Source organism: Hydrogenophaga sp. (assembly GCF_048549895.1).
Lineage (GTDB): Bacteria > Pseudomonadota > Gammaproteobacteria > Burkholderiales > Burkholderiaceae_C > Hydrogenophaga.
Map to the genome: position 1 here is coordinate 1 of NZ_JBLYYB010000045.1, position 25,558 is coordinate 25,558.

The 25,558-nt window shown below is 67.4% G+C and carries 20 protein-coding genes and 2 pseudogenes; 10 read left to right on the forward strand and 12 right to left on the reverse strand.

Annotated elements, in window-relative coordinates; all coding sequences use genetic code 11:
- Positions 1–151, forward strand: a pseudogene (locus ACN4F8_RS04215) (methyl-accepting chemotaxis protein); the annotation flags it as partial.
- A gap of 12 nt (positions 152–163) precedes the next feature.
- On the opposite strand, the gene ACN4F8_RS04220 reads toward ACN4F8_RS04215, so the two are convergent.
- Together ACN4F8_RS04220 and ACN4F8_RS04225 are read right to left on the reverse strand one after the other, a co-directional pair.
- Positions 164–898, reverse strand: coding sequence for a 16S rRNA (uracil(1498)-N(3))-methyltransferase (locus ACN4F8_RS04220; protein WP_419472397.1), 735 nt, complete (start codon positions 896–898; stop codon positions 164–166).
- Positions 898–2,049, reverse strand: a complete 1,152-nt coding sequence (locus tag ACN4F8_RS04225) for an aminoglycoside phosphotransferase family protein (protein WP_419472398.1) — start codon at positions 2,047–2,049, stop codon at positions 898–900. The genes ACN4F8_RS04220 and ACN4F8_RS04225 overlap by 1 nt, the downstream gene beginning before the upstream one ends.
- 143 nt (positions 2,050–2,192) lie before the next feature.
- Between ACN4F8_RS04225 and ACN4F8_RS04230 the strand changes: the two genes are divergently transcribed.
- The 3 genes from ACN4F8_RS04230 to rsmA are packed head-to-tail and all read left to right on the forward strand — an operon-like array spanning position 2,193 to position 6,841.
- Positions 2,193–4,658, forward strand: a complete 2,466-nt coding sequence (locus ACN4F8_RS04230) for an LPS-assembly protein LptD (RefSeq protein ID WP_419472399.1) — start codon at positions 2,193–2,195, stop codon at positions 4,656–4,658.
- Positions 4,651–6,048: a peptidylprolyl isomerase gene (locus tag ACN4F8_RS04235; RefSeq protein WP_419472400.1), complete on the forward strand. Its 1,398-nt coding sequence runs from the start codon at positions 4,651–4,653 to the stop codon at positions 6,046–6,048. The genes ACN4F8_RS04230 and ACN4F8_RS04235 overlap by 8 nt, the downstream gene beginning before the upstream one ends.
- A gap of 28 nt (positions 6,049–6,076) precedes the next feature.
- Positions 6,077–6,841 carry a 16S rRNA (adenine(1518)-N(6)/adenine(1519)-N(6))-dimethyltransferase RsmA gene (gene rsmA / locus ACN4F8_RS04240; RefSeq protein ID WP_419472401.1) on the forward strand — a complete coding sequence of 255 codons (765 nt, stop codon included), beginning with the start codon at positions 6,077–6,079 and terminating at the stop codon, positions 6,839–6,841.
- A 192-nt stretch (positions 6,842–7,033) separates the two neighbouring features.
- Here the strand turns inward: rsmA and ACN4F8_RS04245 are convergent.
- From ACN4F8_RS04245 to ACN4F8_RS04275, 7 genes and pseudogenes are all read right to left on the reverse strand, one after another.
- Positions 7,034–7,429: pseudogene (locus ACN4F8_RS04245) on the reverse strand (barstar family protein); the annotation flags it as partial.
- 54 nt (positions 7,430–7,483) lie between these two features.
- A complete protein-coding gene (locus ACN4F8_RS04250; protein ID WP_419472402.1) occupies positions 7,484–7,906 on the reverse strand; it encodes a ribonuclease domain-containing protein in 423 nt (140 codons plus the stop codon).
- A gap of 221 nt (positions 7,907–8,127) precedes the next feature.
- Complete coding sequence (locus ACN4F8_RS04255; RefSeq protein WP_419472403.1) at positions 8,128–10,455, reverse strand: NADP-dependent malic enzyme; 2,328 nt, start codon at positions 10,453–10,455, stop codon at positions 8,128–8,130.
- A gap of 141 nt (positions 10,456–10,596) precedes the next feature.
- Positions 10,597–11,565 (reverse strand): 1-phosphofructokinase family hexose kinase, encoded by a 969-nt coding sequence (locus tag ACN4F8_RS04260; protein ID WP_419472404.1) that lies wholly within the window; start codon positions 11,563–11,565, stop codon positions 10,597–10,599.
- Between the two features lie 11 nt (positions 11,566–11,576).
- Entirely contained in the window at positions 11,577–12,152 is a 576-nt protein-coding gene (locus ACN4F8_RS04265; protein ID WP_419472405.1) for an MOSC domain-containing protein, read from the reverse strand.
- 4 nt (positions 12,153–12,156) lie between these two features.
- A complete protein-coding gene (locus ACN4F8_RS04270; RefSeq protein ID WP_419472406.1) occupies positions 12,157–13,554 on the reverse strand; it encodes an aminopeptidase P N-terminal domain-containing protein in 1,398 nt (465 codons plus the stop codon).
- 124 nt (positions 13,555–13,678) lie between these two features.
- Positions 13,679–14,425, reverse strand: coding sequence for a nucleotidyltransferase family protein (locus ACN4F8_RS04275; RefSeq protein ID WP_419472407.1), 747 nt, complete (start codon positions 14,423–14,425; stop codon positions 13,679–13,681).
- Positions 14,426–14,629: 204 nt separating this feature from the next.
- On the opposite strand from ACN4F8_RS04275, the gene tkt reads away from it, so the two are divergent.
- The 4 genes from tkt to ACN4F8_RS04295 all read left to right on the forward strand — a co-directional run bounded on the left by tkt (position 14,630) and on the right by ACN4F8_RS04295 (position 19,455).
- Positions 14,630–16,714 (forward strand): transketolase, encoded by a 2,085-nt coding sequence (gene tkt / locus ACN4F8_RS04280; RefSeq protein WP_419472408.1) that lies wholly within the window; start codon positions 14,630–14,632, stop codon positions 16,712–16,714.
- Between the two features lie 107 nt (positions 16,715–16,821).
- A complete protein-coding gene (gap, locus tag ACN4F8_RS04285) occupies positions 16,822–17,820 on the forward strand; it encodes a type I glyceraldehyde-3-phosphate dehydrogenase (protein WP_322272213.1) in 999 nt (332 codons plus the stop codon).
- 114 nt (positions 17,821–17,934) lie between these two features.
- Positions 17,935–18,522 (forward strand): TetR/AcrR family transcriptional regulator, encoded by a 588-nt coding sequence (locus ACN4F8_RS04290; RefSeq protein ID WP_419472409.1) that lies wholly within the window; start codon positions 17,935–17,937, stop codon positions 18,520–18,522.
- Between the two features lie 21 nt (positions 18,523–18,543).
- Entirely contained in the window at positions 18,544–19,455 is a 912-nt protein-coding gene (locus ACN4F8_RS04295) for an alpha/beta fold hydrolase (RefSeq protein ID WP_419472410.1), read from the forward strand.
- A gap of 30 nt (positions 19,456–19,485) precedes the next feature.
- Here ACN4F8_RS04295 and ACN4F8_RS04300 read toward each other — a convergent pair whose 3' ends face one another.
- From ACN4F8_RS04300 to ACN4F8_RS04310, 3 genes are all read right to left on the reverse strand, one after another.
- Complete coding sequence (locus tag ACN4F8_RS04300; RefSeq protein ID WP_419472411.1) at positions 19,486–20,310, reverse strand: SPOR domain-containing protein; 825 nt, start codon at positions 20,308–20,310, stop codon at positions 19,486–19,488.
- Complete coding sequence (locus ACN4F8_RS04305; protein WP_419472412.1) at positions 20,304–21,107, reverse strand: biotin--[acetyl-CoA-carboxylase] ligase; 804 nt, start codon at positions 21,105–21,107, stop codon at positions 20,304–20,306. The genes ACN4F8_RS04300 and ACN4F8_RS04305 overlap by 7 nt, the downstream gene beginning before the upstream one ends.
- Positions 21,108–21,201: 94 nt before the next feature.
- Positions 21,202–21,741, reverse strand: coding sequence for an SET domain-containing protein (locus ACN4F8_RS04310; protein ID WP_419472413.1), 540 nt, complete (start codon positions 21,739–21,741; stop codon positions 21,202–21,204).
- Positions 21,742–21,838: 97 nt separating this feature from the next.
- Here ACN4F8_RS04310 and ACN4F8_RS04315 point away from each other — a divergent pair, with 97 nt between their 5' ends.
- Positions 21,839–24,892 (forward strand): DNA topoisomerase III, encoded by a 3,054-nt coding sequence (locus ACN4F8_RS04315; protein ID WP_419472414.1) that lies wholly within the window; start codon positions 21,839–21,841, stop codon positions 24,890–24,892.
- Positions 24,893–24,909: 17 nt separating this feature from the next.
- Positions 24,910–25,557, forward strand: a complete 648-nt coding sequence (locus ACN4F8_RS04320; RefSeq protein WP_419472415.1) for a glutathione S-transferase family protein — start codon at positions 24,910–24,912, stop codon at positions 25,555–25,557.
- Position 25,558: the final 1 nt, after the last annotated feature.

The following is a 25,558-nucleotide window of genomic DNA, read 5'->3' on the forward strand; positions in this document are numbered from 1 at the left end:
CAACGTGGCGGTGACGCAGCTGGACCAGATGACGCAGCAGAACGCCGCGCTGGTCGAAGAGAGTGCCGCCGCCGCCGAGAGCTTGAAGGACCAGGCCTCACGCCTGCAGGCCACCGTGGCGGTGTTCCGCCTGGCGCCTCAGGCCGCCTGAACCGACCGGGGCTCAAGCCAGCGCGAGCGTCAGTGCCGCGAGGGCCGCCGTTTCCGCGCGCAGCACACGCGGGCCCAAGGTCACGGGGATGAAGCCTGCCGCGCGTGCCTGGGCGTCTTCCTGCGGGTTCAGGCCGCCCTCGGGGCCGCTGAGGAAACACACGGGCGTGTCGCCGGCCAGCGCTTGCAAGGCTTGATGGAGCGGCTCTGTGCCTTCGGCCAGCGAGAGCAGGCAGCGCAGCACGGGCGCTGCGGCGTCCACGGGTGGCAGGGCCTTGAGCCAGGTCGCGAAGTCGGCCACGGGCTGCACGGTCGGCACGCGGTTGCCGCCGCACTGTTCGCACGCCGCAATGGCCACCGACTGCCAGTGAGCCTGCTTTTTGGTGGCGCGCTCGCCGGCCAGGCGCAGCACGCTGTGTGCGGTGTGCAGCGGCTGCAGGCCCGCCGCGCCGAGCTCGGCGGCCTTCTCCACCAGCCAGTCCATGCGGTCGTTGGCGGGCATGCCCATGGCCAGTGTCACGGCGCGGGCGGGTTCGCGCTCCGTGGCGGTGTGGGCGCCCACGGTCACCTCCACGTCGCTGCGGCCCATGCGTGTGATGGTGGCCTCCCACTCGCCGCCCTCGCCGTTGAAGAGCGTGATGGGTTGCCCCGGCTGCAGGCGCAGCACCTGCACATGGCGCGCGGCCGATGCGGGCAGGGCCAGGCTCTGGCCAGCGAGCAGCGGCGCGGGGCAGTGAAAGCGCGGCATCAGACGCGCCCGAAGGCGTAGCCCGATGCGGCCTGCAGGCCCTCGACCTCGTCGATCAGTTGCAGGAAGGGACCGAGCGCCCGGTAGCGGTGCGCGGTGTGGCGGATGTAGCCGATGAAGCGCGGCGCGTCGGCCAGGTACTTGGGTTTGCCGTCGCGCAGCGTGAGCCGCGCGAAGATGCCGGCCACCTTCAAATGGCGCTGCAGGCCCATCCACTCGACCGAGCGGTAGAAGGCACCAAAGTCGCTGTGCCAGTCCTCGAAGTCCATCAAGCCGGCCTTGCGCGCTTTTTCCCAGTAGCGCACGGTCACGTCGATCACGAAGTCCTCGTCCCAGGTGAGGAAGGCGTCGCGCATCAGGCTGGCGATGTCGTAGGTGATGGGGCCGTGCACCGCGTCCTGGAAATCGAGCACGCCGAGCTGTTGTGCAGCAGAACGATTCGCCGCCGGGCCGCCCCAAGGCGAATCAGCCCCCCCAGGGGGCAGCGACCCGTGAAACGGCGGAGCGTGGGGGATCATTAAATTTCGGGGCATGAAGTCGCGGTGCACATACACGCTCGGCGCGTTGAGGTTGTGCGCCACGATCGAGTCGAAGGCTTTCTGCAAGGTGTTGGCCTGTGTGTCGTTCAAGACAAACTGTTTGTGCTGCTGCAGGTACCAGTCGGGAAACAGCTGCAGTTCACGGCGCAGCAGTGCTTCGTTGTAGGGTGGCAGCACGCCGGGCTTCGATGAGAGCTGCCAGGCCAGCAGCGCGTCGAGCGCCTGCATGTAGCGCTCGTGGTTGGCTTGCGCGTTGTCCTGGTCGATGCCGTCGAGCATGGTCTGGTGGCCCAGGTCGCTCAGCAGCATGAAGCCCTGCGGCTCGTCCCAGGCCAGCACCTCGGGCACCAGCAGACCGGCTTCGCGCATGAGCGTGGCCACGTGCACGAAGGGTTTGCAGTTCTCGTGCGCGGGCGGTGCGTCCATCACGATGAGGCTGTGGCCGGCTTGCGTGTCGATGCGCAGGTAACGCCGGAAACTGGCATCGGCCGAGGCCGCGCGCAAGGTCGCGGGCAGCAAACCCAGCCGTTCGGCGAGCGGGCTCAACCAGGCCGAAAAAGCGGCTTTGCGCTGGGGATCGGCCCACTCGACAGCGGTGTTGGACGGGGTCATGGTGGAGGGTGTTTTTGCGCCACGTGTCAATGGGCTGCACGCGGGATCGCGCAGTGGATAATGGCCGCTGATTCTACAAACCCCCTGTGCCGATCCGCGGGCCCCGCACGCTATTGATCGACCCGGTCAACGACTTCCTCCCCTTGAATCGCCGCACCCACCCACCCTGTGTTTCAGCCCTGCCCGGTGGGCACGAGCAACCCCGTCTCAAGGCGGCGCCCGTGGCGCTGGCGGTGCGCGGTCTGATCGCGGTGCTGGCGCTGGGCGCGCACACCCTGGGCCACGCCCAGGCCGGCGATGGTGACGAGGCGCCACAGCCCGGCGTTTCGTTGCGCTCCAGCGGCATGCTGGTGGAAACCTTGCCCGAAGACGCGAAACGCCAGGCGCCCACCTTCGTTTCGGGCGACCGCATTGAAGGCCAGACCGACGGTGTCACGGCGGTTGAGGGCAGCGCCGAGCTGCGCCGCCACGACACCGTGATCCGCGCCGACCGGCTGCAGCTCGACCAGCGCACCAACGAGGCGCAGGCCAAGGGCAACGTGCTGATCAACCGCAGCGGTGACCGGTTTCAAGGCCCCGAGCTGCAGATCAACGTGGAGACCTATCAAGGCACGTTCACCCAGCCCACCTTCAACCTGCTCAAGAACGAAGGCCAGGGCGACGCCAGCCGCGTGGATTTTCTGGGTGAAGACAAGGCCGTGGCCCATGACGCCCGCTACTCCACCTGCCCCCGCACGCCCGGGGCCGACTGGATGCCCGACTGGATGGTGCGCGCGACCAGGATCGAGTTCGACAACGTGGCCCAGACCGGCACCGCCACCAACGGCGCGCTGGAGTTCAAGGGCGTGCCCATCCTGGGCTGGCCCCACTTCTCCTTTCCGCTCACCGACGCGCGCAAGTCCGGCCTGCTGCCGCCCACGCTGAACATCGACAACATCAGCGGCCTTGAGGTCACGCTGCCCTACTACCTCAACATCGCGCCCAACCTGGACGCCACGCTCTACCCCACGGTGATGAGCAAACGCGGCGTCGACCTGGGTGCCGAGGTGCGCTATTTGCAGCCCACGTACGCCGGCCTGGTGCGCGGCGCGTACATGCCGTCCGACCAGCTGCGCGACGCCAACCGTTGGGGTTACACCGCCCAGCACAACCAGAACCTCACCGGCAGCAGCTTGGCGTTCGGTGGCTCGGCGGGTCTGTACCTCAACCTCAACCGCGTGAGCGACGACGACTACTGGCGCGACTTCCCGCGCGCCACCGCCTCGCTCACCACCCGCCTGCTCGCCAGCGACGCCGTGTACAGCTGGGGCCAGGGGCCCTGGTCGGTGAGCGCGGGCGCCTACACCTGGCAGACGCTGCAAGACGTCGACGCGCCCATCACCCCGCCCTACGACCGGCTGCCGTCGGTGGCGGTGCGCTACGGCCGCAACGACGCACAAGTGGCCAACCTCAGCGGGGTCGACTGGTCGGTGCTGACCGAGTACACGCGCTTCCAGTCGGTGCCCGGACTCACCGGCCAGACCAACGGCGATCGAGCGCTGACTGTGGCGGAGATCAGCCGCCGCTTTCAGGCGCCAGGCTGGTTCATCAAGCCCCGCGCCCAGATCCACGCCACCCAATACAGCTTTGACAACGCCCTGGCCAACGGCTCGCGCAGTGCCTCGCGGGTGCTGCCCACCCTCAGTCTGGACAGCGGCCTGATCTTCGAGCGCGACGCCAGCTACTTCGGCCGGGGCTTCACCCAGACGCTGGAGCCACGCGCTTTCTTCACCTGGACGCCATACCGCGACCAGCGCCTGCTGCCCAACTACGATTCGGCCGCCAACGACTTCAACCTCGCCTCGATCTACACCGAGAACGCCTTCGGTGGCAACGACCGCATCTCCGACACCCGCGCGGTCACGGTGGGCGTGAGTTCGCGCCTGCTCGACCCCGACAACGGTGCCGAGGTGGTGCGCCTGGGCGTGGCCCAGCGCTACCTCTTTCGCGACCAGAACGTGTTCCTGCCCAACGCCACGGGCCTGGCCGGCGGCGACCCGATCAACGAGCGGCTGAGCGACATCCTGCTGGCGGCGCGTGTGCAGTGGAGCCCACGCTGGCTCACCGACGCCAACGTGCAGTACAGCCCGGGCGACCGCCAATCGGTGCGCACCACGCTGAGTGGGCGTTACACACCGAGCAACTTCCGCGTGCTCAGCGCCGCCTACCGCCTGCAGCGCGGCAGCAGCGAACAGTTCGATGTGGGCTGGCAGTGGCCACTCAACGACCTCTTCGGTGAGCCCGCGCGCACCGAAGTGCGCGGCCGCGCCCTGGGCCCGGGCCAGTGGTACAGCGTGGGCCGCATCAACTACAGCGTGCCCGACCGCAAGGTGGTCGATCTGGTGGCCGGCTTCGAATTCGACGGCGGCTGCTGGCTCGGGCGCGTCGTGCTCGAACGCCTGCAGCGCAGCAACGCGTCTGCCAACCAGCGTATCCTGTTCCAGCTGGAATTCACGGGCTTCTCCCGCCTGGGTTCCAACCCGCTGAAAACCCTCAAAGACAACGTGCCGCGCTACCAGTACCTGCGCGAAGAAATCAACCCGCCCAGCCGGTTCCAACAATATGACTGACCGCTCTACCAGCCGTTCCAACCACCGCTTCCCCTGTCTCGCCGTCTGGCTGCTGTGCAGTTCGATGTTCGGCACGTCGGTCGTGCACGCGCAGGCGCTGAGGCCCTCCAGCGGACTGCGTGTGCCCGCAGCACCGGCAGCCTCAAGCGCCACGTCGCGCACCGCCGACTTCATCGTGGCGCTGGTCAACTCCGAGCCCATCACCAACAACGAAGTGCGCCAGCGCATGGTGCGCCTGGAACAGCAGCTCACCCAGCAATCGGCGCCCGTGCCCGAGCGCGACCAGCTCTCCCGCCAGGTGCTGGAGCAGATCATCAGTGAACGTGCTCAGTTGCAGCTCGGCGCCGAGCTCGGGATTCGTGTTGACGAGGCCGCGCTCACGCAGGCCGAGCAATCCATTGCTGCGCAGAACCAGCTCACGCCCGAAGAGTTCCGCCGCCGCATCGCCGCCGACGGCGTCGACATCAACCAGCTGCGCAACGACCTGCGCAGCCAGCTGCTGCTGCAGCGCGTGCGCGAGCGCGAGGTTGATTCCAAGGTGCGCGTGACCGAAGCCGACATCGACGACTTCATTCGCGAGCGCCAGGGCAGCAACGACGTGGCCAGCCTGCAGCTCCATCTGGCGCAGGTGTTCATCTCGGTGCCCGAAGACGCAGCACCTGAGCGCGTGCAGGCGCTGCAGGCGCGTGCGCAGAGCGTGGCCGATCGCGCCCGCGCAGGCGGCGATTTCGGCGAGCTGGCGCGCGAGTTCTCCGAAGGCGCCGAACGCGCCAATGGCGGCCAGTTCGGCATGCGCCCCGCCAATCGCCTGCCCGAGTTGTTTGTCGAATCCACCCGCTCGCTCAGCGCTGGCGCGATCACGGGCCCGGTGCGCAGCCCGGCGGGTTTTCACGTGCTCAAGGTGATCGAGAAGCGCCAGGCCGGCTTGCCCGATGTCACCGTCAACGAAACCCGGGCCCGCCACATCCTCTTGCGCCTGAGCCCGCAGCTCAGCGAGGCCGACGCCGTGGCGCGCCTGGCCGGTTACCGCCAGCAGATCGCCAGCGGACAGGCCACCTTCGAGGCCTTGGCGCGCGAGCACAGCCAGGACGGCTCGGCGCAGGACGGCGGCAACCTCGGCTGGGCGCAGACCGGCCAGTTCGTGCCCGAGTTTGAAGCCGCCATGGGGCGGTTGCGTCCCGGTGAAATGTCGCCTCCCGTGGTGTCGCGTTTCGGTGTGCATCTGATCCGCGTGGACGAGCGCCGCCAGAGCACGCTGTCGGCACGCGATCAGCGCGAGATGGTGCGCGGTCTGGTGCGCGAGCAAAAGATCAACGAAGCCCTGCGCACCTGGGTGCTGGACGTGCGCGGCCGCGCCTACGTCGAATACCGCGAAGCGCCGCTGCTGTGACGCTGCGGGTTTTGCTGGCGGCCAGCGCATGAAGCACATCGCCCGCAAGCGCTTCGGGCAGCACTTCCTGACCGACGGCGCCATCATCGACGCCATCGTGGACGCCATCTCGCCGCAGCCCGGTGATGCCATGGTGGAGATCGGTCCCGGTCTTGCGGCGCTCACGCAGCCGCTGGTGGAGCGCCTGGGCCGCTTGACCGTGATCGAACTCGACCGCGATCTGGCGGTGCGCCTGCGCGCCCATGCCCAGCTCCAGGTGGAGGAGTCCGACGTGCTGAAGGTGGACTTCACGTCGCTGGCCACGCAGCTGGCAGCGCCCAGGCTGCGGGTGGTGGGCAATCTGCCGTACAACATCTCCACGCCCATCCTGTTTCACCTGCTTGATCACGTGAACGTGGTGCAGGACCAGCACTTCATGCTGCAGAAGGAAGTGATCGACCGCATGGTGGCGCGCCCGGCCACATCGGACTACAGCCGCCTCTCGGTCATGCTGCAGTGGCGCTATGCCATGGACAACGTGCTGTTCGTGCCGCCCGAGAGCTTCGACCCGCCACCGCGCGTGGACAGCGCCATCGTGCGCATGGTGCCGCTCGCCGAGCCGCCGGTGATCGATGTGGCGCGCTTTTCAACGATGGTGCAGGTGGCCTTCAGCCAGCGCCGCAAGATCCTGCGCAACACGCTGGGCCGGTGGCTGGAAGAACAAGGCTTCACTGGTGAATTCGACCTGCAGCGCCGGGCCGAAGAAGTGCCGGTGAGCGAATACGTCGCACTGATCAAAAACCTGCCGGCGTAAAAAAGCCGCTGCAACAGCAGCGGCTTTTTTTCGGGAGGCCTGGGCTCAGGCCGCGGCCAGCCAGTAGCCTGCGTTGAACGGGCTGCTCATGCGCAGCGCCATCGGGCTCACGTCCAGGATCTTGTCCGTGGGCATGGGCTCGTCGCTCTGCACTTCGATCGGCTCTTCACCCTTGGGCGAGCGGGCCACCGAGAACGAGTAGAAGCAGCGGAAAGGCACCTTGCGGTCCGACCAGTAGTCGGCTGCGTCGCGGAAGATGTCGAGCAGTTGCTCGCGCGCTTCCTTGTCGAACTTGGCGTGCGCGGGAATGTGCTCCAGCACGACGATGAACCCGGTCTGCGCGCCCGACTTGTGGACCATGTCGGTCATGCAGTCGTAGAGCGCGTCGAAGTTCTTGCCGAAGTGCGAGGGCAGGGTGTACTGCGCTGCGATCAATTCCAGCACGTCCTGCTTGCTCTGGGCTTTGGCCAGGTTGGCGTACAGGAAGTGGTGCCCCAAGTGCTCGGCCGCGGCCTGCAGGTCTTTCACGCCGTGGGCGCGAATCGACTGAACGATATTGGGTCGTACGTTACGAAGTGGCGTGTCCATCTCCGCGTCTCTTTCAAAGGTCAAAGTTAAAAAACCGCTCACACCACCCAAGACTCACTGCACGATCAGCTTGAAGCTGCTGTAGTGGTCTTCGGTGTAATAACAAGCCTCAGGCGCTTTGGGCTGCAATCCACCACACACGATCCGCTTGGCGCCCCGGTGCTTCAGACCCGGCGTGGGCACCGTGTACTCACGGTAGAAACCTCGCCGTTGGCTCGGCAGCAACCTTTCCCGGTTGCCGAACACCGTGCCGTCTTTCTCGTACCGGAATGGACCGCCTTGCCTGATCAGATCCATCACCTGCCTGCCTTGAACGGGCAAGCCAGCTTCGGCGAGGACCGTGGCGTTCGGGCCGGGAAGAAGTTGGTCTTGCGGTGTTCGAGCCTGCACCAAAAAGGTGCCCAGCGATGCCGCCAGAACCAGTGCCAAGGCCAGTGTTGCCACGCCTCGAACGCTCCCGATCCGCCTCAGGTCCATGAAATTCCCTGCTCCTGATGCAATCAACCCGCCTGCAACACGCCACAAAAGTGCCCGCTTGCGCGGTGTTTGTGGGGGTGTCACGGGGCGGGTTAACCCTGTATTCCAAGCCGTCTAGTGTGCCTGAGGCGGCCCAAAAACGCAAGCGATTGCTGAAAAAGGAGGCAAATTCGACCGTGTGAGATGTGTGAAAGAGTTAGTGCTTGCTTTTTGTCAAGGCGTCAACGGGAAACGTTGGCGTCGGCCACGGTGAGGGCTGTCATGTTCACGATCCGGCGCACGGTGGCGCTTGCCGTGAGGATGTGCACCGGTTTGTCCGCACCCAGCAGCACCGGACCGATGGCGATGTTGCCGCCGGCGGCCGTCTTGAGCAGGTTGTAGGCGATGTTGGCGGCGTCGATGTTGGGCAGCACCAGCAGGTTGGCAGCGCCCTTGAGGGTGGAGTTGGGCATCATCGTGGCGCGTGCCTCGGGGTCCAGCGCCACATCTCCGTGCATTTCGCCGTCCACCTCCAGCCAGGGCGCCTGCTCGCGCAGCAGCTCCAGCGTGCGGCGCATCTTGATCGCGCTGGGCTGGTTGCTCGATCCGAAGTTGGAGTGCGACAGCAGCGCGGCTTTGGGCGTCAGGCCAAAACGCAGCATTTCCTCGGCCGCCATCACCGTGATCTCGCACAGCTGCTCGGGCGTGGGGTCGTGGTTGACGTGGGTGTCCACCAGGAACACCTGGCGACCGGGCAGCATGAGGCCGTTCATGCAGGCGTAGATGCGCACGTCCTGCGCGGTGCTCGGGCTGCCGCCGGCGCGTTTGCCGATCACCTGGTCGATGTATTCGAGGTGGTTGTGGGTGCTGCCCCAGGTGCCGCAGATCAGGCCGTCGACCTCGCCCTTGTGCAGCAGCATCGAACCGATCAGCGTGAGCCTGCGGCGCATCTCGATCTTGGCGAGCTGCTGCGTGACGCCCTTGCGCTCGGTCATCTGGTGGTAGGTCTGCCAGAAGTCGCGGTAGCGGCTGTCCTGCTCGACGTTGACGATGTCGTAGTCGAGCTCTTCACGCAGGCGCAGGCCAAACTTTTCGATGCGCTGCGCGATGACGGCCGGGCGGCCGATCAGCGTGGGGCGGGCCAGGCCTTCGTCCACCACGATCTGGCAGGCGCGCAGCACGCGCTCTTCTTCGCCCTCGGCGTAGGCCACGCGCTTGCGCGCAGCGGTCTTGGCCGCGGCGTAGATCGGTTTCATGATCGTGCCGGAGGCGAACACGAAGCTTTGCAGACGTTCGCGGTAGGCGGCCATGTCGGTCACCGGGCGCACGGCCACGCCGCTGTCGGCGGCGGCCTGGGCCACGGCCGGCGCGATCTTCATCATCAGGCGCGGATCGAAGGGCTTGGGGATGAGGTACTCCGGACCGAAGGCGAGTTTTTCACCGGCGTAGGCGGCGGCCACCACCTCGCTTTGTTCGGCTTGCGCAAGCTCGGCGATGGCGTGCACCGCAGCGATCTCCATCTCGGTCGTGATGGTGGAGGCGCCGGCGTCCAGCGCGCCACGGAAGATGTAGGGGAAGCACAGGACGTTGTTGACCTGGTTCGGGTAGTCGGTGCGGCCCGTGGCCATGATGATGTCGCTGCGCACCGCGTGCGCATCCTCGGGGGCGATCTCGGGGTTCGGGTTGGCCAGCGCGAAGATCACCGGCCTGGCAGCCATCGACGCCACCATCGCGGGCTTGAGCACGCCGCCGGCCGAGAGGCCGAGGAACACGTCGGCGCCCTCGATCACCTCGGCGAGCTTGCGCTTTTCGGTCTTCTGCATGTACTGGCGCTTGTCGTCGTCCATGAGCTCCTCGCGGCCCTCGTAGACCACGCCGGCCAGGTCGGTGACGAACACGTTCTCGCGCTTCAGACCAACCTTGAGCAGCAGGTTCAGGCAGGCCAGCGCCGCTGCGCCCGCACCCGACGTGACCAGCTTGACCTGGCCGATGTCCTTGCCCGCGACCTTCAGCCCGTTGAGCATGGCCGCCGCCACGGTGATGGCCGTGCCGTGCTGGTCGTCGTGGAACACGGGGATCTTCATGCGCTTGCGCAGCTCGCGCTCTACGTAGAAGCAGTCCGGTGCCTTGATGTCTTCCAGGTTGATCGCGCCGAAGGTCGGCTCCAGCGCGGCGATGATCTCGACCAGCTTGGCCGGGTCTTTCTCGTCGATTTCGATGTCGAACACGTCGACGCCGGCGAACTTCTTGAACAGCACGCCCTTGCCTTCCATGACCGGCTTGGCCGCGAGCGGGCCGATGTCGCCCAGGCCCAGCACAGCGGTGCCGTTGGTGATGACGCCCACCAGGTTGCCGCGGCTGGTGTACTTGAAGGCGTTGACCGGGTCGGCCACGATCTCTTCACATGGCGCGGCCACGCCGGGCGAGTAGGCCAGGGCCAGGTCGCGCTGGTTGGTGAGCTGCTTGGTGGCCGCGATGGCCACCTTGCCGGGCGTCGGGAACTCGTGGTATTCGAGTGCGGCGCGGCGCAGCTCGGCGCGTTTGTTCTCGGGGCTGTTGTCCATCGTCATGATCTTGTCTCCGGTCGTGCTGAATTCTTGCTATGTGAAAGCGAGTTGCGCATTCTAGTTCCGCGCCCGGGAAAACCCTAGTCGGTAGAACTGCGTAAATGGTTGGGGCGGTGCTGACTTTTTCGGGGGCAATGTGGGGGTTCAGGCGGCCATCACCTGCACCAGCGGTTGCAGGCGGCGCACGTCCTGGGGCAGGCACAAGCCGGTGCCCGGCGTGAGCAGCGCGGCCGACCCGCCCGCCATGGCCCAGCCGAAGGCGTCGGGCAAGGCATGCCCTTGCTGCAGCGCCCAGACCAGTGCGCCCACAAAGCTGTCGCCCGCGCCCACCGAGCTGGCCACTTCCACCGGCAGCGCCTCGGCCCGCCAGGCGCCACCGTGCGAAAGCAGCAGCGCGCCGCCGGCGCCCAGGGTGAGCGCCACCACCTCGGCCTGGCCACGGTCGATCAGGGTTTGCGCCGCGGCCCGCCAGTCGGTCGCGGTCTCCAGCGGCAGGCCGGTGAGTTCGCGCAACTCGCGCAGGTTGGGTTTGACGAGGAACACGCCAGCTTGCAGCGCGGCGGCGAGCGCCGGGCCCGAGCTGTCGAGCACCAGCGGCACGCCGCGCTGCCTTGCCGCTTTGGCCAGCCGGGCGTAAAAGTCGGCCGGCACGCCGGGTGGCAGGCTGCCACTGGCCACCACCAGCGCCAGCGGCTCGGGCCAGCTGTCCACCGCGTTCAGGCTGGCCTGCCACTCGCTCTCGGTCAGCGTGGGCCCGGGCAGCACAAAGCGGTACTCGGCGCCGGTGTCCAGCGCCTGCACGGTGAAGTTTTCGCGGGTGTCCTGGGCAATCGGCAGCGCATGGGCGGGCAAACCGACACGCGCGAGGTGTTGCGTGAGCCACTGGCCGGCCGCACCGCCGGCCGGGTGCAGCGCACGGCTGTGGCCGCCCAGCCGGTGCACCACGCTGGCCACGTTGAGGCCGCCACCCCCGGCATCGCGGCCGGCCGGACCGCAGCGCAGTTTGTCCGCCGGCACGACCCGATCGGTGTGGGTGGACACGTCCACCGAGGGGTTCATGGTGAGGCACAGCACGGTGCCCGCAAGCGAGGTCATGCCTGCGTTGTACTCCATGCGCGCGGGGTTCAGCGCAGGTGCTTGAGGCGTTTGGCCGCGAAGGCCTCGCTCACGCGCAGGCCGCGCGTGCCGGGCTCCAGCGCAAAGGTCTGGCCGGCTTCAATGGGGCCCGGCTGCGCCACCGACAAGTAGAAGCCCGGGCACAGCTGCTCCATCATGAGGCGGCCCGCATCGCGCAGGCCCATGACGGCGTTGAACTTGTAGCAAGGTTCGCGCGGCGCGGTCACGCGCAGGCTGCAGCCGGGGAAGTGCAGCAGGTCGCCGATCCACACCTCGGTTTCCAGCAGGCCTTCGATGGTGAGGTTCTCGCCCAGAAATCCGGGAGGCAGCGGGTCGTCGAAAAGATGGGCGCCTTGTCGGCTGCGCTGCGCCTCCCAGAAAGCGTAGTGCTCCAGCGGGTAGGCATAGACCGCCTTGTCCAGGCCGCCGTGCACGCTGAGATCGGCCTGCTCGTCGCCCAGCAGACCCAGCGGCATCACCGCCACCGGCCCGCCTGCGGCGGCTTTGCCGATGGCCGAGACCACGGTACGCGAGCCGATGCGCAGGGCGCGCACGGCACCGGTGTTGACGCTGACGACGCGCACGGGTTCAGCCGCGCATCAGCGCTTCGATTTCGCTGGCTTGCACCGGCACACCGCGCGAGATCAGTTCACAGCCGCTCTCGGTGACGATGGCGTCGTCCTCGATGCGGATGCCGATGTTCCAGAACTTTTCCGGCACGCCTTCGGCCGGTCGCACATAGAGGCCGGGCTCGATGGTGAGCACCATGCCCGGGCGCAGGATGCGGCTGGGGCGGTCCTTGATGGTCTCGCCGCTCAGGGGGTCCTTGCGCTCTTGTGCGGTGCCGAGCTCGGACGGCTCCACGTAGCTGCCGCAGTCGTGCACGTCCATGCCCAGCCAGTGGCCGGTGCGGTGCATGTAGAACTGGAAATAGGCGCGGTTGGCGATCACGTCCTGCGCGCTGCCCGCTTTGTTCTTGTCCAGCAGGCCGACATCGAGCAGGCCCTGCGCGAGCACCGCCACGGTGGCCTCGTGCGGGTCGACGAAACGCGCACCGGCCTGGGTGGCCTGGACCGCGGCGATCTGGCTGGCCAGCACGAGGTCGTAGAGCTCGCGCTGCGCTCCGGTGAACACGCCGTTGGCCGGGAAGGTGCGGGTGATGTCGCTGGCGTAGCCGTCGAGTTCGCAGCCGGCGTCGATCAGCACCAGCTCGCCGCTGCGGATGGGTGCGGCGTCGGCGCGGTAATGCAGCACGCAGGCGTTGGCCCCGGCGGCCACGATGCTGCCGTAGGCCGGGTACTGCGAGCCGTGTTCGCGAAAGCAGTGCAGCAGCTCGGCGTCCAGGTGGTACTCGCGCACGTCCTGCCCCGCGCGCAGCATGGCCGCGCTGCGCTGCATGGCGCGGATGTGGGCCTGGGCGCTGATCTGCGCGGCGCGGCGCATGGTGTCTTGCTCGAAGGCGTCTTTCACCAGGCGCATTTCGTCGAGCACGCCGCAGAGGTCGCGCTGCGAATCCGGGCACAGCGCACCAAAGCGCACGCGCGCACGCACCGGCCGCAACCAGCCGTTGACCCGGCTCTCCAGTCCCTCGTGCGTGGCGAACGGGTACCACACGGTGTGTCGGTTCTCCAGCAGTCTGGGCAGGCGCTGGTCGATCTCGCTGACCGAGAACGCGTCGCTCACGCCCAGGTGCTCGGGTGCGGCCTGCGGACCCAGGCGGATGCCGTCCCAGATCTCGCGCTCCAGGTCTTTGGGCTGGCAGAACAGTGTGGTGCTGCCTTCGGCGGTGATCACCAGCCAGGCGTTGGGCTCGGTGAAACCGGTGAGGTAGTAGAAGTAACTGTCGTGCCGGTAGAGGAAGTCGCTGTCGCGGTTGCGTGGCCGCTCCAGCGCGGTGGGCACGATGGCGATGCCGCCGGGGCCGAGCGAGGCGGCCACGCGGGCGCGACGCTGGGCGTACAGAGAGGTGTGGGTGGTGGAGTCCATGGTGGCCATTCTCTGACTTTTGCCGAAGCGCTGTGGTGTTTGACCAGAGCACCCGCGGAACCGGCTTTGCCGGGCCGCCAGGTGCGCCCCCCTTGGGGGGTGACGCCGCAAGCGGCGCGGGGGGTTATCCCAATTCCTTCAGGCGTTCGGGTGTGCCCACATCGACCCATGGGCCCTCATAGATCTCCGCGCTCACCTGCCCCGCTTCCATGGCCCGGCGCAGCAGCGGCGCCAGCGGCTCAGCCGTGCCTTGCGGGTTGCCGGGCAGCACCTCGCACCAGGGCAGCTCGAAGAGTTCGCGCCGGTACAGGCCGATGGTGCTGAAGGTCCAGGCCTCGTCGGCCCGGCTGATCGCCAGACCGTCGGTGCCCAGACCGAAATCGCCGCGTGGGTTGTGCGGCGGGTTGGGCACCAGCCAGATGTGGGCCAGCAGGCCGCTGGCCTCGAAGCGCTCGACGCTGGCCTGGCTGAACTGGAAGTCGGGCACGTACACATCACCCGCCAGCACCCAGAACACGTCGGCCAGCAGCGGCAGGGCGCGGGCGATGCCGCCGGCCGTCTCCAGTGCGTAGCCGAAGTCGGCGCCTTCGCGCGACATCGTCACGTCGCAGCCCGGCTGCTCACGGCTCCAGGCCGCGCAGTGCTCGTCGATCTGCTCGCCCAGCCAGGCGGTGTTGACCACCATGCGCCGGAAGCCGCCCGCCAGCAGGGCTTCCATGGGCCACTGCATCAAGGGTTTGCCGTGCACGTGCAGCAGGGGTTTGGGCGTCGCATCGGTGAGTGGGCGCATGCGCATGCCGCGTCCGGCAGCGAGCACCATGGCCGTGGCCCGGGGGGGTGGGGATGAGGGTGCGGTGGCGAGTCGGTTCATGGGAAGCGGGTGGATGCGCGTGCCGGGCACGCAAGGCCGCACACGTCGAAGAATTATGGGCTGGCGCGCTCGCCGGTTGCCGTGCAACGCTGCCCGCGATGGCGTGGCCGATAAAATCCGTTGTTTTGCGCCATCGCGCGGGTCTTCGCTGTATCCGGTTTTTTCCAGCGTTGACCCGGCTTCACCCCACTTTCCAGCACCCCCATGTCCGACACCAGCACCTCCACCCCCATCGCCCCTGCCGTGTCAGCCCAGACCCAGGCCAATGCCATCCGCGCCCTGGCCATGGACGCGGTGCAAGCCGCCAACTCGGGCCACCCGGGCGCGCCCATGGGCATGGCCGACATGGCGGTGGCCTTGTGGGGCCGGCACCTGCGCCACAACCCGACCAACCCGCAATGGGCCAACCGCGACCGCTTCGTGCTGTCCAACGGCCACGGCTCCATGCTGATCTATTCGCTGCTGCACCTCACCGGCTACAAGCTGCCGATCGGCGAACTCAAGAACTTCCGCCAGCTCGGCAGCAAGACCGCCGGCCACCCCGAAGTCGGCCACACGCCCGGCGTGGAAACCACCACCGGCCCGCTGGGCCAGGGCATCACCAACGCGGTGGGCATGGCGCTGGCCGAGAAGCTGCTGGCGTCCGAGTTCAACCGCAAGGTGGGTGACGTGGACCACACCATCGTCGACCACCACACCTACGTGTTCATGGGCGACGGCTGCCTGATGGAAGGCATCAGCCACGAAGCCGTGGCCCTGGCCGGCGCCTGGAAACTCAACAAGCTGATTGCGCTGTACGACGACAACGGCATCTCCATTGACGGCCAGGTCACGCCCTGGTTCATCGACAACACCGCGCTGCGTTTTGCCGCCTGCGGCTGGAACGTGATCGGCCCGATCGACGGCCATGACGCTGAGGCGGTGGAACGCGCGATTGCCGACGCGAAGAACAAGGCCGACGCCCCCACGATCATCATTTGCAAGACCCACATCGGCAAAGGCAGCCCGAACCGCGCCAACACCGCCAAGGCCCACGGCGAGCCGCTGGGCGCTGAAGAAATCAAGCTCACGCGCGAAGCCCTGGGCTGGACGCACGCACCCTTTGCTGTTCCGAAAGACGTGTACGCCGCTTGGGACGCCAAGGACGCCGGCAAGGCCGCTGAAGCCGACTGGAACGCGAAATTTGCCGCCTACAAGGCCGCCTTCCCCGAACTCGCCAAGGAGTTCGTGCGCCGCATGAAGGGCGAGCTGCCCAAGAACTTCGCCCAGGTGGCGGTGGACGCGGCCGTGGCCGCCCACACCAAGGCCGAAACCGTGGCCAGCCGCAAGGCCAGCCAGCTCGCGCTCGAAATCTTCACCGCCGCGCTGCCCGAGTTGCTCGGCGGCAGTGCCGACCTCACCGGTTCCAACCTCACCAACACCAAGTCCACCCCGAGCCTGCGCTTCAACCTGGCCGGTGACGTGGTGAAGAACGAGCAGGGCCAGGGCGGCCGCCACATCAACTACGGCGTGCGCGAATTCGGCATGGCCGCGATCATGAACGGCGTGGCGCTGCACGGCGGCTTCATTCCCTACGGCGGCACCTTCCTCACGTTCTCCGACTACAGCCGCAACGCGATCCGCATGGCCGCGCTGATGAAGCAGCGCGTCATCCATGTGTTCACGCATGACTCCATCGGACTGGGCGAAGACGGCCCGACCCACCAGTCGGTGGAACACGCGGCCAGCCTGCGCCTGATTCCGAACCTGGACGTCTGGCGTCCGGGCGACACCGCCGAGACCGCCGTGGCCTGGGCCGTGGCCCTGGAAAACGCCAGCCGCCCAACCGCGCTGCTGCTCAGCCGTCAGAACCTGCCTTACGCACCCAAGAGCGACCTGGGCGACATCAGCAAAGGCGCCTATGTGCTGGCCGAGCCGAGCGAAGTGGGCCTGAAGAAAAAGGCGCAGGCGGTGATCATCGCCACCGGCTCCGAAGTGCAGCTGGCCCTGAAAGCGCAGGAGCTGCTGGCCAAAGAATTCAAGATTGCCGTGCGCGTGGTCTCCATGCCCAGCACCACCACGTTTGACCGCCAGAGCGCTGCCTTCAAGGCTTCGGTGTTGCCCGCCGGCGTGCCGCGCGTGGCGGTGGAAATGGGCTCCACCGACGGCTGGTGGAAGTACGGCGTGGCCGCGGTCGTGGGTCTGGACACCTACGGCGAGTCGGCCCCGGCGCCGGTGCTGTTCGAGCACTTCGGCTTCACGCCCGCCAACGTGGCCGACACGGTGCGCGCCGTGCTGGCGAAACGATAAGCCCGTTCGGGCTGAGCCTGTCCTTCGACAAGCTCAGGATGATCGGATCGAGAGCCCTTCGACAAGCTCAGGGCGAACGGAACAGTTTTTCAAACGAAGGAGCATTCATGACCATCAAGATCGGCATCAACGGCTTTGGCCGCATCGGGCGCAACGTGCTGCGCAGCGCGCTGCAAAACTTCGCCGACATCGAAGTCGTCGCCATCAACGACCTGCTGGAGCCCGAGTACCTGGCCTACATGCTGCAGTACGACAGCGTGCACGGCCGTTTCAAGGGTGACGTGAGTGTCGAGGGCAACACGCTGGTGGTCAACGGCAAGAAGATCCGCCTCACGCAAGAGCGCGACCCGGCCAACCTGAAGTGGAACGAGGTCGGCGCCGACATCGTGATCGAGTCCACCGGCCTGTTTCTCGACAAGGTCACGGCCCAGAAGCACCTGGACGCCGGTGCGAAGAAGGTCATCCTGTCCGCGCCTTCCAAGGACGACACCCCCATGTTCGTCTACGGTGTGAACCACGCCACCTACAAGGGCGAGGCCATCATCTCCAACGCCTCGTGCACCACCAACTGCCTGGCGCCGATCGCCAAGGTGCTCAACGACAAGTGGGGCATCAAGCGCGGTCTCATGACCACCGTGCACGCCGCCACCGCCACGCAGAAGACCGTGGACGGCCCGAGCAACAAGGACTGGCGCGGCGGCCGCGGCATCCTGGAAAACATCATCCCCAGCAGCACCGGCGCGGCCAAGGCGGTGGGCGTGGTGATCCCCGAGCTGAACAAGAAGCTCACCGGCATGAGCTTCCGCGTGCCCACGTCCGACGTATCGGTGGTCGACCTCACGGTGGAGCTCAACAGCCCCGCCACCTACGCCGAAATCTGCGCCGAGATGAAGTCGCAAAGCGAAGGCGCATTGAAGGGCGTGCTGGGCTACACCACCGACAAGGTCGTGGCCACCGACTTCCGCGGCGACACCCGCACCTCCATCTTCGACGCCGACGCCGGCATTGCGCTGGACAGCACCTTCGTCAAGGTGGTGAGCTGGTACGACAACGAATGGGGCTACTCGAACAAATGTCTGGAAATGGTTCGTGTGGTCGCCAAGTAAGCGCCCGCTTGCACCTATTAAAAAAGCGCCTTCGGGCGCTTTTTTGTTGCCTGGAGAACCTGCGCGACACGCCATGGCTTGACACTAGACCGACCGGTCTATAGATTGCACGCCATGATCGAAACACCCACCCCCGGCACCCGCGAACGCCTGATCGCCGCCATGACCGACGCCTTGCGTCGGCGTGGCCTGCATGGCATTGGCCTCACCGAGTTGTTGGCCCAGGCCGGCGCGCCCAAGGGCGTGCTGTACCACCACTTCCCCGGCGGCAAGACCGAGCTGGCCGTGGCCGCGATCGACGACGTGGTGGCGCGCATGCTGCGCGGGCTCGACGCGCTGCTGGCCGACACGCCAGACCCGATCGAGGCCACGCGCCGCTGGATGGCGGGCGCCACCGCGCGTCTGAGCGACACCGGCTTTGAGTCGGGCTGTCCGCTGGCCACCGTCGCGCTGGAGACCACACCCGACGATGCGGTGCTGCGCGACGCCCTGGCGCGCGCGTTCGCCACGCTGCGCGAACGCATCGCGCTCGCGCTGGAGCAGCACGGCGAGCCGCAGGCCCAGGCCCGGGGCATCGCCGCCCTGATCGTGGCGACCTACGAAGGCGGCCTGCTCCAGGCCCGCGTGGCACAGAGCACCGAACCCATCACGCAGGCCACCGAGACCTTGCTCTCGCTGCTGGCCACCCGCGCGAGCCGCTGAACACCCCCCAGGAGAACCGCCATGAACACCTTCCCACCCACCGACCACAGCAACCAGGCCGTGCGCACCGAGCGCCTCACCCTCACCGCCGCCGACGGCTACCCGCTGGTGGCGCACCGTTACCACAGCCCCACGCCGCCACAGGCCCACGTGGTGGTGGGCGGCGCCACCGCGGTGCCGCAGGGTTTCTACAAACGCTTTGCCGAACACGCGGCGCGGCGCGGGTTTGATGTGCTCACGCTGGACTACCGCGGCATCGGCCAGTCGGCCCCCAGCTCGCTCAAGGGCTTTCGCATGGACTACCTCGACTGGGGCCGGCTCGATCTGGCCGCTGCCGTGAACGCGATGCGCCGCCCGGGCGTGCCGCTGTACCTGGTGGGCCATTCGTACGGCGGCCATGCGCTGGGCCTCCTGCCCGACCCGAATGCGGTGGACGGCGCGTACACCTTTGCCACCGGCGCCGGCTGGCACGGCTGGATGCCACCGCTGGAGCGCCTGCGCGTGCTCTTCCTGTGGCGCGTGCTGGGCCCCGTGTGGACACGCATGCACGGCTATCTGCCGTGGAGCCGCCTGGGCATGGGCGAAGACTTGCCCATCGACGTGTACCGCCAGTGGCGCCAGTGGTGCCGGTATCCGCGCTATTTCTTTGACGACCCGACCATGCAGGCGACCACCGAGCGATTCGGCGATGTGCGCTTCCCCATCGTGGCGGTGAACGCGCTGGACGACGCCTGGGCACCCCCGGCCTCGCGCGACGCCTTCATGGCCGGTTACCGAAACGCCGCGGTGCGCAGCGTCACCCTGGACTCCAGGCGCGCGGGTCTGGGCGCCATCGGCCACATGGGCTACTTCAGGCCCAAGGCTGCGCCGCTGTGGAACGAAGCGCTCGACTGGTTTGCCAGCCTCGGCCACCACCAGGCAGCTCAGGCTTGAACGCGACGACCCGACGCCGCGCCGAGCGCCTCAGCTGCAGCGCTGCAGGCGCTTGCCCGCCATGGCTTCTCCCAGGCCGTCGATGGCGGTGCGCTGGGCGTCGTTGATCGAAGGCAGGCGCAGGTTGGTGCTCACGCTCTCGGCCCGCTCCTGCGCCACTTTGGCGGTGCGGATGCCGTCGCGTTCGGCCTTTTGCCGGGCCTGCTGGGCAGCAGCCTCGGTGGAGAACGTGCCCAGTGCCAGCCCCGGTGCGAGGCCGGGCGCCGTGATTTCGCGGTACGACACGCCCAGCGCACGCAACTCGTCTTTCTTGCGATCGAGCTGCTGCTGGTTGTCGTAGCGCCCCATGTAGACGATCCAGCGGCCGCCGCTGCGCACCTCGGTGAACGAAAAACCGGCGGCGGGCAGCCCGAGCAGGGCCAGCTCGGCGCGCAGCAGCTCGGCCTGCGCTGCGGTGAACCCGCCGACCTGCCAGCAGGCGCGTGGGCCGCTGCTGGCCGCCAGCGGGGCGGTGGGCGCGGCAGCGGGTGCAACAACAGGGGCCGCCGCCTCGGGTGCGGACGCTGTGGGCGCGGGCACCGACACGGCGGCATCCACTGGTGTGCCCGCTGCGGCTGTGGGCGTCTCGGGCGCCGCAGCCGCAGTGGCCTGCACCGGGGCAGCGCTTGCGGGCTGCGCTGCATCGGCCTTGGGCCCGTTGAGCAAACGCAGCGCTTCGGGTCGCACCTGCTGGGTCAGCCGCTGTGGCTCGCGCTGCTCGGCAGGCTTCCAGCCCAGCGTGTCGAGATATCCCTGCGACCACGCGAAGTAACCCGCATTGCCCAGCACCAGCAACCAGATCACCCATCTCAGCATGGCCGCACACTCACTTCGGCGCTGGACACCGTCTGCATGCCGCGCTCGGTCAGCACCTGCAACGCGCCGTCGCTGTTCACGCCGCAGGCCGTGCCGCGCGTGCCGTCCGACAGCTGCACCGCCTGGCCTTGCAGGGCATCGAGCTGTGCAAAGCGCTGGGCAAATGCAGCGAAGCCCTGCGAGGCAAAGGCCTGAACATCGCGCACCAGCGCAGGCGCCACGCGCTCCAGCACCTCGCCCGGCGTGATGCCCACCAGCACCTCGGACAACCCGGCCGGCGCCATGGCCGTCACCGCAGAGCCATCGGGCACGAGCGCGGCCACCGCCGACACCTCGGGCCGCGCCACGTTGATGCCCACGCCGATGACCACCATGCGCTGACCCTGTCCGGCCTCACCCGTGCTGGCCGTCTCGACCAGGATGCCGCCGATCTTGCGCTGGTGCAGCCAGAGGTCGTTGGGCCATTTCAGGCGCACATCCGCGTGCAGGCTGTTCGCCAGGCTCACCCCGACCACCAGCGACAGGCCGGACCAGTTCGCGGGCGCCAGCGGCAGTGCCAGTGAAAAGGTGAGCGATTGCCCGGGCTTGCTGTGCCAGCCCTTGCCCAGGCGCCCGCGCCCAGCCGTCTGGTCTTCGGCTGCGAGCAGGACCGGCTCCATCAAGCCGCTGCGCGCGCGGCGCATGAGCTCGCTGTTGGTGGAGTCGATGCTGGGCAGCACCTCGACCGTGAAGCCGGGCAGCGTGGGCTCAACGGCTTGCCAGATGGCTTCTGCGTGGCGGATCAGCGAGTCAGCCATGGGCAGAAACGATCCGCCGCCGGGCCGCCCCAAGGCGGATCAGCCCCCTTGGGGGGCAGCGACCCGCGCAGCGGTGGAGCGTGGGGGTCATGGTTCAGCCCAACTTTGACGCTTTGCCCGAGCGCTTGGGCGCGAGCAAGGTGCCGCGGCACTTTTTCGCGCCGCACCAGCAGGGGTACTCGGCCTTGAGCTTGGGTGTGTAGGGCTCGTCGATCACCAGGCCGTAGTCGTAGAACAGTTCTTCGCCGGCCGCGATGTTGCGCTGCGCGCGGATGAACACGCGGCCCTCGTCGACCTCGGCTTCGCAGTTGGGCGCGCAGCTGTGGTTGATCCAGCGCGCGGAGTTGCCGCCGAACTTGGCGTCGATCACGTGCTCTTCGTCGATGTGGAAATAGAAGGTGTGGTTCGGATCGGTCGGGTCGTGCGGGTGGCGGCGCAGCGCTTCGTCCCAGGCGATGACCTCGCCCACATACTCGATGAGCGTTTCGCCCTCGGCCAGGTCCACCACCGCGTAAACCCCCCGGCCGTGCACGCCGGACTTGCGGGTCTGGATGCGCCGGCCGGCGCCGCTCGGCTGGTGCGCCGCAGCGGATTTTTCGGCGGGCGCAGTCGACTTTTTGGGGCTTTTCGTCACGGCCGGTTTATTTGGTAAGGTTGTTTCATGCAGGTGCGCGCGAGTGTGCGCGTGCCCATGTGCGCGTGTACACGCGCGTGGAAAGTTGATTGTAGAGATGAAAAACGAAGGTTCAGCCAAAACGCTGGTCATTGCCGAGAAGCCGTCCGTGGCCCAGGACATCGTGCGTGCGCTCACCCCGGTGGCGGGCAAGTTCGAGAAGCACGACGACCATTTCGAGAACGACCAGTACGTGGTCACCTCCGCCGTGGGCCATCTGGTGGAAATCGCTGCGCCCGAAGAATTCGACGTCAAGCGCGGCAAATGGAGCTTTGCCCACCTGCCGGTGCTGCCGCCTTACTTTGAACTCAAGCCGATCGACAAGACCAAGTCGCGCCTCTCGGCCGTGGTCAAGCTGGCCAAGCGCAAGGACGTGGGCAGGCTCATCAATGCGTGTGACGCGGGCCGCGAGGGTGAGCTGATCTTTCGCCTGATCGAGCAGTACGCCGGTGGCTTGAAAGGCGGCAGTTACCAGACCCTGGGCAAACCGGTGCAGCGCCTGTGGCTGCAGTCGATGACGCCCGCGGCCATCCGCGATGGTTTTGAGCACCTGCGCACCAACGAGCAGATGCAGGGCCTGGCCGACGCCGCGCGCAGCCGCTCTGAAGCCGACTGGATGGTCGGCATCAACGGCACGCGCGCCATGACCGCGTTCAACTCGCGCGACGGTGGCTTTTTCCTCACCACGGTCGGCCGGGTGCAGACGCCCACGCTGTCCATCGTGGTCGAGCGCGAAGAAAAGATCCGCGCCCACCGCAGCCGCGACTACTGGGAAATCCACGCGAGCTTCCTGGCCGAGGCTGGGGAGTACCCCGGCAAGTGGTTCGACCCCACGTTCAAGAAACCCACCGGCGACGACGCCGACCCGGAACTGCGCGCCGACCGCGTGTGGAGCCAGCGCGAGGCCCTGGCCATTGCCGAGGCGGTGCGCGGCAAGGCCGCCAGCGTCAAGGAAGAAAGCAAGCCCACCACGCAGGCCAGCGGTCTGCTGTACGACCTGACCAGCCTGCAGCGCGAGGCCAACGGCCGCTTCGGCTTCTCGGCCAAGACCACGCTGCAGCTTGCGCAAAGCCTGTACGAGCGCCACAAGGCCCTGACCTACCCGCGTACCGATTCGCGCGCCCTGCCCGAGGACTACCTGCCCACGGTGAAGCAGACCTTCGAGATGCTGGCCGACAGCGGCATGAAGCACCTGGCACCCCACGCGCTGACCGCGCTCAACAACAACTACATCCGCCCGAGCAAGCGCATTTTCGACAACAGCAAGGTGTCGGATCACTTCGCCATCATCCCCACGCTGCAGGCGCCGCACGGCCTGAGCGACGCCGAGCAGAAGCTGTACGACCTGGTCGTGCGCCGCTTCCTCGCGGTGTTCTTTCCCAGCGCCGAGTTCATGGTGACCACGCGCATCACGAGCATCAGTGCCCCCACGCTCCCCGCTGCGCGTGGTTCGCTGCCCCCCGAGGGGGCTGCACCGGGCTTGGGGCGGCCCGGCGACCCGGTGCGGGTGGGCCACCACTTCAAGACCGAAGGCAAGGTGCTCGTGAAGCCCGGCTGGATGGCGGTGTACGGCAAGGAAGCCGCTGAAGACGTGGCCGACGCGAAAGAGGGCGACAAGGGCCAGAACCTGGTGCCGGTGCGCGAAGGCGAGACCGTGCGCACCGAGTCGGTGGAGAGCAAGGGCCTGAAAACCAAACCGCCTGCGCGCTATTCGGAAGCCACGCTGCTGGGCGCGATGGAAGGCGCGGGCAAGCTGGTCGACGACGACGAGCTTCGCGAAGCCATGCAGGAAAAAGGCCTGGGCACGCCCGCCACGCGCGCCGCCACCATCGAAGGTCTGCTGACCGAAAAGTACATGTTCCGCGAAGGCCGCGAGATCATCCCCACGGCCAAGGCGTTCCAGCTCATGACGCTGCTGCGCGGCCTGGGCGTGGAAGAACTCTCCAAGGCCGAACTCACCGGCGAATGGGAATACAAGCTCGCCCAGATGGAGCACGGCAAGCTCAGCCGCAGCGCGTTCATGGCCGAGATTGCGCAGATGACCGAGCGCATGGTGAAGAAGGCCAAGGAATACGACCGCGACACCATTCCCGGCAACTACGCCACGCTGGCCACGCCCTGCCCGAATTGCGGCGGTGTGGTGAAGGAGAACTACCGCCGCTACGGCTGCACCGGTGCCGATGGCAACAGCGAAGGCTGCGGCTTCTCGTTCGGCAAGTCGCCGGCCGGCCGCACCTTCGAGCCCGACGAATCCGAACAACTGCTGCGCGACAAGAAGATCGGCCCGTTGGACGGCTTCCGCTCCAAGGCGGGCTGGCCTTTCGTGGCCGAGATCGTGCTCAAGTACAGCGAGGACGACAAGAACTGGAAGCTGGAATTCGACTTTGGCGATGACAAGAAGGGCGAAGAAAGTGGCGAGCTGGTGGACTTCTCCGCCAGCGAAACACTGGGCGCCTGCCCCAAGTGCGGCGGCGCGGTGCACGAGCACGGCAGCAACTACGTGTGCATCCGTTCGGTGCCCACCGAGCAGCAGCCGACGCCCACCTGCGACTTCAAGAGCGGCAAGATCATCCTGCAGCAGCCGGTGGCGCGCGAGCAGATGAGCAAACTGCTGGAGACCGGCAAGACGGATCTGCTCGACAAGTTCGTCTCCATGCGCACGCGCCGCGCGTTCAAGGCCTTCCTCGCCTGGGACAAGGAAGCGGGCAAGGTGAACTTCGAGTTCGCGCCGTCCAAGTTCCCGCCGCGCAAGACGGCGGCCGGCGCGCCGGCGAAAGGTGCGCCAGCGAAGAAAGCCGCTGCGAAAGTGGCGCCCGCCAAGAAGGCCGCCGCGAAGAAAACGCCCGCCGTCAAGGCGGCCAAGGCCCCGCGCAAGACCACCGCCGCCACCGGTAAACAGCCCAGCGCCGCGCTGGCCGCGGTGATCGGCGAAGGCGCCGTGTCGCGCCCCGAGGTGGTGAAGAAGCTGTGGGACTACATCAAGGCCAACGGTCTGCAGGACGCGGGCGACAAGCGCCGCGTGAACGCCGACGCCAAGCTGGCGGCGGTGTTCGGCAAGCCGCAAGTGACCATGTTTGAGATCGCTGGCCTCTTGAGCCCGCACCTGAACTGAAACAGAGAGAGACACCCATGAGCCTGAAACTCTTCTTCGCCCCCGGCGCCTGTTCTTTCGTCCCGCACGCCATGCTCGAACTCGCCGAGGTGGCTTTCGAGCCGCAAATGGTGAAGCTGCACAAGGGTGAGCAGCGGTTGCCCGAGTACCTGGCCCTCAACCCGCGCGGCCAGGTGCCGGTGCTGGTCGATGGCGACGAGGTGGTCACCCAGATCGTGGCGATCCTGCTGTACCTGGACGAGAAGCTGCCCATGGCCGGCATCCTGCCGCCCGCAGGCCTGGAGCGTGCGCGCGCGTTGCAGGTGCTGGCCTGGATGAACAACACGGTGCACCCCACGTTCACCCACGTGTTCATGCCGCACAAGTTCACCGATGACGAGGCCGCGCAAAAAGCCATTCGCGAGTTCGGTGCGGCGCGGTACCGCGAGCTGCTGGGTGAGATCGAAGCCCTGGCCGCCAAAGCCGCGCCCTGGATGGTGGGTGCGCGGCCCGGTGCGCTGGATGCGTACGCGCTCACGCTGCTGCGCTGGGGTGGTTATGCAGGCATCAACCCGATGGACTTCCCCGCCACCTGGGAGCTGGTGCAGCGCTTCGCCGAACTGCCCGGCGTGGCCCGCGCGATCGAGCGCGAGAAGCTGCAGCTCAACGTCTACAAGCCTGCCTGAG

Bases quoted from the DNA above. Each gene is read 5' to 3' on its own strand.
- ACN4F8_RS04220 (WP_419472397.1), bottom strand. From the start codon at position 898: ATGCCGCGCTTTCACTGCCCCGCGCCGCTGCTCGCTGGCCAGAGCCTG.
- ACN4F8_RS04225 (WP_419472398.1), bottom strand. From the start codon at position 2,049: ATGACCCCGTCCAACACCGCTGTCGAGTGGGCCGATCCCCAGCGCAAA.
- ACN4F8_RS04235 (WP_419472400.1), top strand. From the start codon at position 4,651: ATGACTGACCGCTCTACCAGCCGTTCCAACCACCGCTTCCCCTGTCTC.
- rsmA (WP_419472401.1), top strand. From the start codon at position 6,077: ATGAAGCACATCGCCCGCAAGCGCTTCGGGCAGCACTTCCTGACCGAC.
- ACN4F8_RS04250 (WP_419472402.1), bottom strand. From the start codon at position 7,906: ATGGACCTGAGGCGGATCGGGAGCGTTCGAGGCGTGGCAACACTGGCC.
- ACN4F8_RS04255 (WP_419472403.1), bottom strand. From the start codon at position 10,455: ATGACGATGGACAACAGCCCCGAGAACAAACGCGCCGAGCTGCGCCGC.
- ACN4F8_RS04260 (WP_419472404.1), bottom strand. From the start codon at position 11,565: ATGGAGTACAACGCAGGCATGACCTCGCTTGCGGGCACCGTGCTGTGC.
- ACN4F8_RS04270 (WP_419472406.1), bottom strand. From the start codon at position 13,554: ATGGACTCCACCACCCACACCTCTCTGTACGCCCAGCGTCGCGCCCGC.
- ACN4F8_RS04275 (WP_419472407.1), bottom strand. From the start codon at position 14,425: ATGAACCGACTCGCCACCGCACCCTCATCCCCACCCCCCCGGGCCACG.
- tkt (WP_419472408.1), top strand. From the start codon at position 14,630: ATGTCCGACACCAGCACCTCCACCCCCATCGCCCCTGCCGTGTCAGCC.
- gap (WP_322272213.1), top strand. From the start codon at position 16,822: ATGACCATCAAGATCGGCATCAACGGCTTTGGCCGCATCGGGCGCAAC.
- ACN4F8_RS04290 (WP_419472409.1), top strand. From the start codon at position 17,935: ATGATCGAAACACCCACCCCCGGCACCCGCGAACGCCTGATCGCCGCC.
- ACN4F8_RS04295 (WP_419472410.1), top strand. From the start codon at position 18,544: ATGAACACCTTCCCACCCACCGACCACAGCAACCAGGCCGTGCGCACC.
- ACN4F8_RS04300 (WP_419472411.1), bottom strand. From the start codon at position 20,310: ATGCTGAGATGGGTGATCTGGTTGCTGGTGCTGGGCAATGCGGGTTAC.
- ACN4F8_RS04305 (WP_419472412.1), bottom strand. From the start codon at position 21,107: ATGGCTGACTCGCTGATCCGCCACGCAGAAGCCATCTGGCAAGCCGTT.
- ACN4F8_RS04315 (WP_419472414.1), top strand. From the start codon at position 21,839: ATGAAAAACGAAGGTTCAGCCAAAACGCTGGTCATTGCCGAGAAGCCG.
- ACN4F8_RS04320 (WP_419472415.1), top strand. From the start codon at position 24,910: ATGAGCCTGAAACTCTTCTTCGCCCCCGGCGCCTGTTCTTTCGTCCCG.